This window comes from Acinetobacter sp. WC-323 (assembly GCF_000314615.1).
In the GTDB taxonomy this organism is placed as follows: domain Bacteria; phylum Pseudomonadota; class Gammaproteobacteria; order Pseudomonadales; family Moraxellaceae; genus Acinetobacter; species Acinetobacter courvalinii.
The window spans coordinates 1-10,791 of record NZ_AMZS01000069.1 but is presented as its reverse complement, the minus strand read 5'-3'; the positions used below and the strand labels follow the sequence as shown (position 1 = coordinate 10,791).

The 10,791-nt window shown below is 39.1% G+C and carries 16 protein-coding genes and 4 pseudogenes; all 20 read left to right on the top strand.

Features of this window, described 5'->3' with window-relative positions; all coding sequences use genetic code 11:
• Positions 1–453: pseudogene (locus ACINWC323_RS20190) on the top strand (helix-turn-helix domain-containing protein); the annotation flags it as partial.
• The gene (locus ACINWC323_RS0119415) at positions 450–644 is read left to right on the top strand and encodes a hypothetical protein (protein WP_032881770.1); all 195 of its coding nucleotides are present in this window, start codon (positions 450–452) and stop codon (positions 642–644) included. The pseudogene ACINWC323_RS20190 and the gene ACINWC323_RS0119415, both read left to right, overlap by 4 nt.
• Entirely contained in the window at positions 641–1,108 is a 468-nt protein-coding gene (locus tag ACINWC323_RS01110) for a DNA N-6-adenine-methyltransferase (RefSeq protein ID WP_032881768.1), read from the top strand. Before ACINWC323_RS0119415 ends, ACINWC323_RS01110 begins: the two co-directional genes overlap by 4 nt.
• Positions 1,109–1,226: 118 nt before the next feature.
• Entirely contained in the window at positions 1,227–1,640 is a 414-nt protein-coding gene (locus ACINWC323_RS01115) for a DUF1064 domain-containing protein (protein ID WP_032881772.1), read from the top strand.
• 10 nt (positions 1,641–1,650) lie between these two features.
• Complete coding sequence (locus ACINWC323_RS01120) at positions 1,651–2,385, top strand: hypothetical protein (RefSeq protein WP_009515803.1); 735 nt, start codon at positions 1,651–1,653, stop codon at positions 2,383–2,385.
• 265 nt (positions 2,386–2,650) lie between these two features.
• Positions 2,651–3,421, top strand: coding sequence for a DNA adenine methylase (locus tag ACINWC323_RS01125; protein WP_009515800.1), 771 nt, complete (start codon positions 2,651–2,653; stop codon positions 3,419–3,421).
• 140 nt (positions 3,422–3,561) lie between these two features.
• The gene (locus tag ACINWC323_RS01130) at positions 3,562–3,792 is read left to right on the top strand and encodes a hypothetical protein (protein WP_009515792.1); all 231 of its coding nucleotides are present in this window, start codon (positions 3,562–3,564) and stop codon (positions 3,790–3,792) included.
• A gap of 89 nt (positions 3,793–3,881) precedes the next feature.
• Positions 3,882–4,079 carry a hypothetical protein gene (locus ACINWC323_RS01135; RefSeq protein WP_009515798.1) on the top strand — a complete coding sequence of 66 codons (198 nt, stop codon included), beginning with the start codon at positions 3,882–3,884 and terminating at the stop codon, positions 4,077–4,079.
• A gap of 170 nt (positions 4,080–4,249) precedes the next feature.
• On the top strand, positions 4,250–4,423 hold the full coding sequence (locus tag ACINWC323_RS20295; RefSeq protein ID WP_009515778.1) for a hypothetical protein: 174 nt from the start codon (positions 4,250–4,252) through the stop codon (positions 4,421–4,423).
• 160 nt (positions 4,424–4,583) lie between these two features.
• Positions 4,584–5,039 (top strand): hypothetical protein, encoded by a 456-nt coding sequence (locus ACINWC323_RS01145; RefSeq protein WP_009515794.1) that lies wholly within the window; start codon positions 4,584–4,586, stop codon positions 5,037–5,039.
• Positions 5,040–5,205: 166 nt separating this feature from the next.
• Positions 5,206–5,667, top strand: coding sequence for a hypothetical protein (locus tag ACINWC323_RS01150; RefSeq protein WP_009515788.1), 462 nt, complete (start codon positions 5,206–5,208; stop codon positions 5,665–5,667).
• The gene (locus ACINWC323_RS01155) at positions 5,636–6,280 is read left to right on the top strand and encodes a putative metallopeptidase (protein ID WP_009515771.1); all 645 of its coding nucleotides are present in this window, start codon (positions 5,636–5,638) and stop codon (positions 6,278–6,280) included. The genes ACINWC323_RS01150 and ACINWC323_RS01155 overlap by 32 nt, the downstream gene beginning before the upstream one ends.
• Positions 6,281–6,337: 57 nt before the next feature.
• Positions 6,338–6,808 (top strand): DUF2280 domain-containing protein, encoded by a 471-nt coding sequence (locus ACINWC323_RS01160; RefSeq protein WP_009515805.1) that lies wholly within the window; start codon positions 6,338–6,340, stop codon positions 6,806–6,808.
• A pseudogene (locus ACINWC323_RS19940) lies at positions 6,798–7,001 on the top strand (hypothetical protein); the annotation flags it as partial. The gene ACINWC323_RS01160 and the pseudogene ACINWC323_RS19940, both read left to right, overlap by 11 nt.
• A pseudogene (locus tag ACINWC323_RS20580) lies at positions 6,989–7,897 on the top strand (tape measure protein); the annotation flags it as partial. The pseudogenes ACINWC323_RS19940 and ACINWC323_RS20580, both read left to right, overlap by 13 nt.
• A 233-nt stretch (positions 7,898–8,130) precedes the next feature.
• Positions 8,131–8,889 (top strand): serine/threonine-protein kinase, encoded by a 759-nt coding sequence (locus ACINWC323_RS01170; protein ID WP_009515781.1) that lies wholly within the window; start codon positions 8,131–8,133, stop codon positions 8,887–8,889.
• Positions 8,882–9,625, top strand: a complete 744-nt coding sequence (locus tag ACINWC323_RS01175; RefSeq protein ID WP_009515809.1) for a PP2C family protein-serine/threonine phosphatase — start codon at positions 8,882–8,884, stop codon at positions 9,623–9,625. The genes ACINWC323_RS01170 and ACINWC323_RS01175 overlap by 8 nt, the downstream gene beginning before the upstream one ends.
• Before the next feature lie 85 nt (positions 9,626–9,710).
• Positions 9,711–10,109 carry a hypothetical protein gene (locus ACINWC323_RS01180; protein ID WP_009515769.1) on the top strand — a complete coding sequence of 133 codons (399 nt, stop codon included), beginning with the start codon at positions 9,711–9,713 and terminating at the stop codon, positions 10,107–10,109.
• Complete coding sequence (locus ACINWC323_RS01185) at positions 10,109–10,615, top strand: DUF1833 family protein (RefSeq protein ID WP_009515770.1); 507 nt, start codon at positions 10,109–10,111, stop codon at positions 10,613–10,615. The genes ACINWC323_RS01180 and ACINWC323_RS01185 overlap by 1 nt, the downstream gene beginning before the upstream one ends.
• A pseudogene (locus tag ACINWC323_RS01190) lies at positions 10,612–10,791 on the top strand (hypothetical protein); the annotation flags it as partial. The gene ACINWC323_RS01185 and the pseudogene ACINWC323_RS01190, both read left to right, overlap by 4 nt.

The window sequence follows — 10,791 nt, the reverse complement described above, 5'->3', positions numbered from 1 at the left end:
TGGCTTTGTTCAAAAAAATTGAGTTTGGAAATTGCTCAAGCAAATCCTGAGATTGATACAAACGAAATCATCTCATCAACCTGGTTCAACCGTGAGCTAAGAGCATTTGAATTATTCAATGCGGAAAAGAGCATGTGTGATGAACTCATGATTTATCACTTTGCAAACTGGTTACTTGAAGCGAAAGCAAAACAGAACCGTTTGAAAAACTCATCTCAACCGAACCAGAAGCAACCAGCTAAATCCAAAGACACGCTGACTGATAAACAAAGACATTTCTTTGCAAGCAAGTTATCCCGTTTACCTGAGTTTGCTAAATATTCAATTGGAAACGAAAGCTATGAGCAACTGGCTAAGCGTTTGGAATCAATGCTTAAAGAACCTGCAAACCTCAAGAAATGGGCTGAGTATCTGATCAACATCAGCAATGAACACAAGGGGAATGCAGCATGAGCATAACCCTATCGAACTCAGATATCCGATTTCTTTTAATTCAGATGGCCAAAATGAAACGCCGTCCGCACTACGAAATTATCGTTGTTCGGCAGGTGATCAGCGCATTTCACAACAACACTGAACATAAACTTAAAAATGAAGTATTGGCACTGGCTGATTTGAGCCGTCGAGCGGGAGAGAACCAATGAATTCTATGGCGAAAAGTAAATTATTCGGCTTGGCTGAAGACCGCACTGATGTATGGGCAACGCCACAGGATTTCTTTGACAAATTAAATGCAATTTTTGATTTTGATTTGGATGTATGTGCTTTACCAGAGAATGCGAAATGTGAGCGTTACTTTACACCTGAAATTGATGGTCTATCACAAGAATGGACAGGTACATGCTGGATGAACCCGCCCTACGGACGTGAAATTAGTCTATGGATCGAGAAGGCAGTTGAAACAGCAAATGCAGGGTACACAGTAGTAGCTTTACTGCCTGCGCGGACAGATGTTGGCTGGTGGCAGTCTCATTGTCTTAATCGCGAAATTCATTTTATACGCGGCCGATTGAAATTTGGCGGTTCTAAAACAAATGCGCCGTTTGGCTGTGCTGTAGTTGTTTTTCGTCCAAGCCTTAATGATGTGAGGTGGGAGCAAAGCCAGTGAACACAATGCTGAATGAACGCCCGATTTGCCGAAAACGTGCCCGTAAGCTTCGCAAAAGACACGGCGTGCGTGTTTACTTCTCAAAGCGCCTTGAATGCATGGTATGGGTGAAAACTGCATGAACTCAATGAGCATCGATCAGTATCGCCGTGAAATTCTTAAACAGCAAAACAAGCCTAAGACTGCTAAACGCAACAAGTTTTACGCTCAAAAGATAGAGTTTGACGGTATTACGTTTGATAGCAAAAAAGAGCACAGGCGGTATATCGAGCTCAAAGCGATGCAACAGCGGGGTGAAATATTCGGATTAGAACATCACACAAAATTTGAACTTGCACCAAAAACCAAGATAGAGGGAGAAAAACGGGCAAAGCCAGCATTACGTTATTTTGCTGATTTTACATATTACATCATTACCGGTGATTTTATCGTTGAGGATGTCAAGTCAGCAGCAACCAGAAAGTTAGCGAGCTATCGCACCAAAAAACATCTCATGCATACATTGCATGGGATAAGCATCACAGAAATATAGGTACACAGAAATGTTAATTGAAAAATTTGATTTTTTAGAATTATTACGACTTGCGATCGCTCAATCTAACGGTAAAGGGAAAATAACAAAGGATGTAGTTTTAGGAGAAATTGCATTGATGCCTGCTCAAGCTAAGAAATGGGCAGAGCTGCTTATTGAGAGAGTTGATTTTGAGCGCATTGCATTGGTGACTGAATCCAAGAAAATTTATGAGACCAATATCATTAACGGCAAAGAAGTCAAAAAGCGTATTGATGAGATACCTGGTAAGGTGGAATTTAAGAAAGGGGAGATTAACTCTGCAGATTTTTTCCGGGTGCGAAATGTTCTAGCCAGTAAGATCCACAAGGAAATGATCAAGAAGAATTTTAAACCCAATAATTGCCAGGGCGACTTAACAAATGTGGCCAAAGGGATTGCTGAGGTGGTATTGCGCGGCCGGTTATTTACTAAGGCAATGTGTAGCCCATGCCAAGGGTTAGGTAAGATTGAATTGTTTAATGACAAAGGTTTTCCAGACGGTTCCAAATTCTGTGAAAAATGCGGGGGATCGGGAAAACGTCCATATACACTGCATGAGAAAATTACGATCGCAAAATTGAATGTTACGAAGTCAGGATATTCAGAACGATATGCGCCGTATGAGTTAATTGCTGAGGCAGCTATCGAAAATTGGGAATATTGTATTAGAGACAGCCTGGCCAGATCGTTTCATTTTGAATCAAGTGAAATTTCACTTGCTTGACATAAACAGAACGGTTCAGTATAAGTATTTCTAAAATGGGCGTTTTATTGATTGGTCGCCCTGAAAGATTTCCAAGGCTCGCTTAAAAGCGGGCTTTTTTATACCTAAAAAATAGGAGCAAAATTATGTAAGTAAAGGGGGGTGCCACCCGAACCAAGAGCAAATAAACGAGGATTAGAGCTGAATGGATTCCGGCAAATAGATCTAACTGTTGAAATGTAGGGTTAGATGTTTAATTTTTTATAATAAAGCGGTATCCAGATAAATGAAAAATAAACCAATAATTCCATGGCAAGGCGGAAAATCAAGACTAGCTAAAGACCTGCTACCATTATTTCCAGATCATTCCTGTTATGTTGAGCTGTTCAGCGGAGGCGCTGCATTGTTCTTTATGCGAGAAGAACCGGCCAAGACTGAGGTCATTAATGATTTAAATGGCGAGCTGATCAACTTGTATCGAGTTCTACAAAATCATTTAGAAGAATTTATACGGCAATTTAAGTGGTGTATTACAAGCCGCCAGATATTTGAATGGGAAAAATTAAAAGTACCCGAAACGCTGACTGATATTCAGAGAGCAGCGCGATTTTACTACCTTCAGCAACATGCATTCGGTGGCAAAGTTACTGGCCAGACCTTTGGTTATGCAACCACTGATCGTGGCTTAAATCTTTTGCGGATTGAAGAAAACCTCAGCGCTGCTCATTTACGTTTGAATGGCGTGTATGTAGAAAACTTATCTTGGGATAACTGTTTTGATCGTTATGATCGTGAACACACTTTCTTCTATGCAGATCCGCCTTACTTAGATACAGCAGGCTATGGGATCGATTTCCCTATAGAACAATATAAATTGCTGGCAAATAAAATGAAGAATTGCAAAGGGAAAGTAATGCTGTCAATTAATGATCATCCTTTAATCCGCGAAATATTTGATGGCTTTCGAATGGAAAGTACATCCCTTAAATATTCCATCGGTAAAGATAAGGCAGCAAAGCAAAAAACTAGTGGCGAGCTTATCATCATGAATTATTAAACCCTCGCTCGCATCAGCGCAATGCGAGTCAACTGGCCGAGCGTATTTCGGCACAAGAAGCCCCGCTGACACACATGTTATTAGCGGGGCTTTATACTTTATGTGTTAAGCTGTGAATCATAATTTAACGGATAATTATGATGAATATTTGTGTTGGTGGTGATCTGGACGGTGTGGTTGTGACCAACCGAGAAGGGACCTATTTTGAAGCAAGCGAAATTGATGCTACCAAGCAATCATCGTATAACCGCCAGACATACATTGTTGAAGGTAAGCCATACAGGTTTTGGCTATGTGCGCAAGTGCCTTATGCAGAGACAACAGTAATAGCCAATAAACATCTAGCTCAAAAATATCCCTATTTATCTTAATTTAATGCTTAGAAAAAGATGGCTCGTCGAAAGATGGGCTTTTTTGTTTTTTGTGGTATAAATTTATTTCCAATAATAAGGGGATAAAAATGTTAATCAAAATTGAAGAAAATATTTATGTTAATAAAAATCATATAGTATCAGTTAAAATATTTCCTCAAGGAGGTGGCTCTGTAAGAGTTGCTATAGATACTCTCCACACATCCAACTCTAGTACAGGAAGTATTTTTGTTGATTTGGAGAGTTCTACTGACTTGGCGTTTTTATTGAGCGCATTACAAGATTAGGATATTAAGACCTCCTTCGGGGGGTTTTCTTTTATGCCCAGCTTCGGTTGTTTTTTATTGTCCAAATTTAGATGTTCTCTTACAAAAGCAAAAGAAACTTGAACAGACTTTTACCCCGATAATATTGATACAATTTTTCATTTCTGAAAAAGTATCAATGGGTGAAATCAATGGTTGATTATATTCCTGATCTAGATCAAGAAGAAGAAACATTAATTACAGCTAAAATCGACTCAGCTTTAGAAAGGTTTAAAAAACGCAGGATTGAGTCTATTTTGCGTTATGTTGAAGAGGAAACAGATGATGTTATTGAGATACGCATGGAATCTTCTACTCGAAATTAAAAATAAGTTCGAGCTCGCTTATGCGAGCTTTTTACTATCTGAAACAAACATATATAACAGATTACAAGTTGCTGATTAAAAATTACACTTTTCAATATGCTTTTAGTCTAATGTCGATAAGTCACAGAAACTTATAGAATTATTCTAAAGGAAATGTAAAATGCCTCAATATTTGAAAATTGCTGAGAATATATATTCTAAGTTTGAAGAGGAGGATAAATTTTCAACTAATCCGCAAAGATTATTGGACTCAATATTTTTACAGCTTAGAGAAGAACTCAAGGACACGGATTTAAAGCTTCAATGTCAATTCATTGATGTGGAAGACAGTTTTAAAAATTGTATGGATCGGAAAGTTAATTTAGATCTAAGCCTCATACCTCACCATAGCCACACAGATGAGTTTATTCTTTGGCTGGCGAGCTTGGTTGAGAATGTTACGGAAGGTGGTGTAAGAAGAAAGCCACGCCAATTTAAAGATCTTCCTCCTGATATCAATTTTGATTCTGAAATTAGAAAATTGCTTTCCAATTTTTCAAAGACCAAATCAACTGAAGATATCGCTGCTTACTTCAATAGCCAAGATTATAGAGATCAAAATAATTTTAAAGATTGAGTTAGATATATTTTGCAAATCAATTTTATATAACTTATAGTGAGTTACATTACATTCTCAATGTATATATTTGATTTCTGCCCGCATTTTCACCAAAAGTGCGGTTTTTTTTGGTCTTTGAAAAATAAAAAAAATTGAAATGCCACCGTGACATACGGGTGAAAGAATGGACATCGACAAGTATTTTAAACTCACGAGAAAACGTGAACATAAAAAGAAGCCGCGAAACAAGCCCTTGCCGAAAGCCAGTGAAAAATATTTAGAAGCTTTTGAGGATATGGAACGAGCCTTACAGATTTTGGAAATTAAATATGAAACGTTGTTCCAGTTTAAATCAACCAAACACTGGCGTTTTGACTTCCTTTTAATTGAGTATCGAATCCTAGTTGAAATAGCAGGTGGACCTTGGTCAGCAGGCAGGAAAAGAAAATGTTTTTCTCATGATGCTGATCGTGAATCCACCGCCTATGAAATGGGATTTACTATCGTTCGTTTAGAGTCAGCCGCAAGATTTAAGATAAATGAAGCGGGGCCATTACAGATCCAAGCTAACTTTACACAACAATGGCTTAAAAATTTAAAGAGGCATACATTTAATGAGCCAAATCAGACCATTTCCACCGACTGACTTGATCGACCAGGCAGACAACGAGGAAGCAATACGCCTTGCACCTGCGCCGGATCTCATGGATTGGGTGGTAAAGAATTTTCTAACCATTGGTGGACTATTACATAACCCGGATCATGACCATATTGCTGAGCTCATCCACGAGAGCGAAGATTTCCTTGCATTTGCATGGGCATCATCAGCATGTGTCGCCAAAAAGCGTATGGTGCTAGGCCAGTGTGAAAAGGTGATGTTCAACCAGGGAGGCTGGCGTAAAGCAAGACAAGAACAGCAGATGCGAGACTGGTTCGGTTATGTCCCAGTTTATCTTATTACCATTGATGCCAGTTTTTGTGAACAAGCCTCTGATCGGGACTTTTGTGCATTGATCGAACATGAGCTTTACCACATCGGAGTTGAGCGAGATCCGGAAGACGGTGAGCCGATCTATAGCGATATGACAGGCCTGCCTAAACATTATCTTGCTGGCCATGATGTTGAAGAGTTTGTCGGCGTGATCAAACGATGGGGAGCAAGCGAAGACGTGAAGCGACTTGTTGAAGTGGCGAAGCAAGCGCCGTTTGTAAATGATGTAAATATTTCCAAGTGCTGCGGTACTTGCATTATCAGTTGAGCCGTTTGGCTCTTTTTTTGGCCATCTTGTTATACGTAGTCATACAAAGAGGTGAATATGGCAGCCTTAAAAGAGCCTGTGAAAATTTTTATAGTTCAAGCTCTTGCGTGCCGTGATACACCTCAGGAAGTAGCAGATCTGGTAAAACAAGAGTTTGGTCTTGATGTAGATCGCATGCAATGTGCATCCTACGATCCAACAAAAGTTGCGGGCCGTAATCTGAGTAAGAAGTATGTCGAACTTTTTGATGAAACAAGATCTAAGTTTGATGAGGGTTTGATTGATATCCCCATTGCGAATAAACATTACCGTTTAAAGCAATATCAGAAACAACTCGAAAAGACGAAGAACGTAAAACTGCAGTTAAAGATTCTGGAGCAAGCCGCAAAGGATCTAGGCGGACAGTTTACTAATCGTCAGGAAATTACTGGAAAAGGTGGAGGACCACTTCAGACGGTGAACTCCAATACTCCAGTAACGAAAGAAGAATATTTAAAAGCCCGTAAGGAGGTCTTGGATGAGTACTGATCCGGCACGTGATCAAGCTATCCAGATTGAGGCGCAGGAAGATCTATATTTTTTCACCAGGTACATGTTTAAAGAGCGCCGTGGATATAAGTGGATGCAAAACTGGCACCACTTAGAAATCTGTGAAGCCTTGATGAAAGTCTATCGAGGGGAAACCAAACGATTAATTATTAACGTTCCACCCCGATATTCGGCTCTATGTTCGGTGAGCAATCCAAAGCTTATAAGATCATGTTTGCTGCAGATAAAGCCTATGCAATTGCAGCAGCCGGTATTGCGATTCAACAGAATATTGCTCAGGCTGCCAAGGTTGGTTTTCCTCAAAACTTGCCATTAATTGCAGGGGCGATTGCTCAAGGTGCCAGCATTATCAGTAATATCCGAGCAATCAAGGATCAAGGCTTTGCTGAGGGCGGTTATACGGGTAAAGGTGGTAAATACGAGGTTGCCGGATCTGTTCACAAGGGCGAGATCGTATGGTCACAGGATGATATTAAACGCTGGGGTGGTGTTAATTTAGTTGAGAGTATGCGTAAGAGTGCGAATCCTGAAGCACTCCTCAAAAACAACTCAGCTGACAATATTATGCGCCGTGCACTGATGAGCTCAAATGCCTTTATGGAAAGCCAGAAGAAATCTGACATTTTTAATCAAGCTGGAAAAGATCAGATTATCTATAAGGCTAATCAGACTGCAGAGACTCCAAAGATCTCTACAGGTTCGGATCTGTATCATGATGGCAAAGTTTACTTCTCACCAAATGGACTGGTTCAGGATCGTTCTAATCTTGAGGATGTCCATGATTTCACTCTGGGCAGCTCTGCACGGCCACAGGCTGAGGCGATTGCTTCAGTTCAGCCAACAGCACCTACGATCAACTTTAAAATTGAAGTTGTGAACCAGGTGAAAGGGGTAGCGATTGAGGCAGAGCAACTGGATGAAAATACTGTTCGACTTATTGTAAAAGATGAGTTAGATAAGAAGTTGCCACGTGAGGTACCGAAAATTGTGAGTGATCAAATCAAGGAACCTAACTCGCCGATCAGTCGAGCCATTTCGACCAACACGACTGCACGGCGTAATCGTTAATTGTGCGAAGCCACCTTTCGAGGTGGTTTCTTTAAATTTTATTTCAGGGTAATAGATAGATTTACCCAAATTTGAATATTTGTTTGAATTGTTTAAGATAGTTCAAAATTAAATATTATTTAGAAATAAGTTTATTAATATTTAGTTTTTCTAAATTATAAAATTTATTTCTAAAATAGATTGGAAATTAATTATTTAAAAGCTATTTTATATTTATTTTTTGAGATTTTAAGATGTTATATCGGGGTAGTTATAAAATAGAATCAATAGATGATATGGGAGGTGGCTCTTTTGGAGTTGTTCAAAAAGTCAAAGTCTATAATCAAAAAGATTACCTATGTGGCATTTATGCAATGAAAACAATGAAATCTGATGCGAGAGAGATAGAAAACTTTCGAAATAGATTTAAACGGGAAGGTCACTTACAAGCAAGATGTTGTCATCCTAATATTGTATCAATCTATATTTGTGATTTGGAGAGTCCTGAACCTTGGTTTGTTATGGAACTGGGTGAGACAGATGTTGAAAAACTTATTTTAGGTGGAAATTTTCCCACTGCTGAAAAATTAGAGTGTATTTTACATTTGCTCTTAGGTATGAGTCATATACATCAGCAACATTTATTACATCGAGATATTAAACCATCAAATATGGTGAAAGTTGGAAGTACATATAAAATAGCTGATTTTGGTTTAGTAAAAAGCACGGTCTCTAATCCAGGCTCTACACCCTTAACCCAAATTGGACAAGGAATGGGTACGCCAGGCTTTATGGCGCCAGAAGCTGCTTTTGGAGTTTTTAATAACTTTACAGATATTTATGCTATTGGAACTTTCATTGAATATGTGTGTTATAACGATGCAGTTCTTGAGCGGAAATTATCATCTATCATTCATAAGTGCCATGAATACATGCCTGCCCATAGATTTCAGTCTATTAATCAGATTTTAGATGCTTTTATGCCTATTTATCAGGAGATGAAAAATGCTTGAATTGATAAGTGTAGCTGCATTTTCTCATTCTAAATCAATAGAAAAAACAAATGAAGATGCCATACTCCTACCATTAAGAAAGGGTAATGGATATGTATTTGCAATTGCAGATGGGGTTGGTTCTTATCAGGGAGCGAATTATGCATCAAAGTTAGCAATTGAGTTTTTTGCAAGAATTCATAAAATTCCTGAACAAGATAGTGTTGAAAAAGTTTTACTAGAACTTAAAGATAAATTGCATGAGCTTGAAAATACTGATAAAGAATTTTACCAAGCTGCCACAACCCTTACTTTAGGCTTTATTGAGGAGAGTGGTCTCCATATCATTCACGTTGGTGATAGTAGATTATATTTAAAGAATGAACATAAGCTAATTAAATATACTAAAGACCATACCCAACATCAAAAGTTATTAGATGCTGGATTATATACTGAGCGTCAATTAAAAAAGATGCCAGGTAAAAATATTTTAACCACTGCTTTATCAACTCGAATCAACCTTGAATATCAGTATATATTTCTTAGTTCTGAAGATATCGTTGATGAAAATAAAGAGTTAGTAGTTAATATCATGTCAGATGGTGCATATGATTTTTGGGAAAAAAGACCTAAATTTTCTATTAATACAATGAATAATCCGATGGCTTTTAGTGCAAGTTTACAAAAGAGAATTGAGAAGAGTGGTCCTATTGATGATTATTCTTTAGTATCAGCTAAATTTAGAATATTTAAATAATATTGTCTTTTTAGAAAATATTATGAGAAATTTTTTATTTTTTTAAAGCGCCAATAGGCGCTTTTTTATTACCTGAAGGAAAGTTATGTATAAGTTAAAACTTAATCCTCAAACAAGTGGCTATGGCGTGACACTAGGTGATGATGTGAAACGCCAGCAGTTTGATGGAGGGCGTGGCCGTTATTACATCGATGTAAAACGTAATAGCCACATAGTCGATGTGAACTGGAGTTTAAGCAAAGTCGACTTCAATAAAATGATGGCCTTTTGGCGTGTTTACCAAAGTCAGCCTGCATCCTTCTATGTGGATCTGGTTATTGATCAGGGGACACGACAGCAATACCTATGTAACTTCATGCCAGGTACTTTTAAAACCAATGAGGTCAACGGCAACCTGTACCGGGTCAATGCCCAGCTGGAGGTCGTACAGAATCAGAAAAACCTGGCTGCTGATCAGGCCTTAATTAAAGATTGGGTGGTGTAATGGATCAGGAATATGCAAAGTTCTTTCTCAATCGTACGGTCGACATTTATCAGCTGGAGTGTATCGAGCTGACACATCCGTCATTCATTAATACCTATCGGGTGGTCCGGAATGATGATCAGGGTGTTTATGTCCGGCACAAGGAGAATGACAGCCAGTTGTTCTATGAATATCTGCCTGCCGAGATTCAGCGTTCGGGCATGCTGGGTGATCTGGACCAGTCCTTGACGATTTCAATATCAGGCTTGGGTGATGTGCTGCCGGATGAGTTTGAGCGGGTGATGGAGGGGCAATACCCCGATATCAAGCCAACGGTAAATTACCGGCTTTATAGCTCGGACAATCTCGATACACCGATGTATTACCTGCTTGGGCTGCAACTCTCAGGCGTGGCCTTGGACCACAAGGCAGTCACATTTAAAGCGGAGTCACCGCGATTGAATACCGCCAAGACTGGCGACATCTTCTCACTGGATCGCTTCACCGGTCTCAAGGGGGCGTTATGAAAGGTCATGATCATTTACTCGACCGGCAATACGATCAGGAAAATTACAACTGTGTTCACTTTGCCCACGAAGCTGCGATGGATCTGTATGGCATAGACCGTGGGGAAGCACTGGAACTGTTTATGCAGCCTAAGGGTGAAATCACTTTTTTACCTTCACGTTTGAAATTGCTTAAT

Coding starts and splice junctions, on each gene's coding strand:
- ACINWC323_RS20295 (WP_009515778.1), top strand. CDS start 4,250: ATGGTTGATTATATTCCTGATCTAGATCAAGAAGAAGAAACATTAATT.
- ACINWC323_RS01170 (WP_009515781.1), top strand. CDS start 8,131: ATGTTATATCGGGGTAGTTATAAAATAGAATCAATAGATGATATGGGA.
- ACINWC323_RS01125 (WP_009515800.1), top strand. CDS start 2,651: ATGAAAAATAAACCAATAATTCCATGGCAAGGCGGAAAATCAAGACTA.
- ACINWC323_RS01120 (WP_009515803.1), top strand. CDS start 1,651: ATGTTAATTGAAAAATTTGATTTTTTAGAATTATTACGACTTGCGATC.
- ACINWC323_RS01160 (WP_009515805.1), top strand. CDS start 6,338: ATGGCAGCCTTAAAAGAGCCTGTGAAAATTTTTATAGTTCAAGCTCTT.
- ACINWC323_RS01110 (WP_032881768.1), top strand. CDS start 641: ATGAATTCTATGGCGAAAAGTAAATTATTCGGCTTGGCTGAAGACCGC.
- ACINWC323_RS01175 (WP_009515809.1), top strand. CDS start 8,882: ATGCTTGAATTGATAAGTGTAGCTGCATTTTCTCATTCTAAATCAATA.
- ACINWC323_RS01130 (WP_009515792.1), top strand. CDS start 3,562: ATGAATATTTGTGTTGGTGGTGATCTGGACGGTGTGGTTGTGACCAAC.
- ACINWC323_RS01155 (WP_009515771.1), top strand. CDS start 5,636: ATGAGCCAAATCAGACCATTTCCACCGACTGACTTGATCGACCAGGCA.
- ACINWC323_RS01185 (WP_009515770.1), top strand. CDS start 10,109: ATGGATCAGGAATATGCAAAGTTCTTTCTCAATCGTACGGTCGACATT.
- ACINWC323_RS01180 (WP_009515769.1), top strand. CDS start 9,711: ATGTATAAGTTAAAACTTAATCCTCAAACAAGTGGCTATGGCGTGACA.
- ACINWC323_RS01135 (WP_009515798.1), top strand. CDS start 3,882: ATGTTAATCAAAATTGAAGAAAATATTTATGTTAATAAAAATCATATA.
- ACINWC323_RS01150 (WP_009515788.1), top strand. CDS start 5,206: ATGGACATCGACAAGTATTTTAAACTCACGAGAAAACGTGAACATAAA.
- ACINWC323_RS01145 (WP_009515794.1), top strand. CDS start 4,584: ATGCCTCAATATTTGAAAATTGCTGAGAATATATATTCTAAGTTTGAA.
- ACINWC323_RS0119415 (WP_032881770.1), top strand. CDS start 450: ATGAGCATAACCCTATCGAACTCAGATATCCGATTTCTTTTAATTCAG.
- ACINWC323_RS01115 (WP_032881772.1), top strand. CDS start 1,227: ATGAACTCAATGAGCATCGATCAGTATCGCCGTGAAATTCTTAAACAG.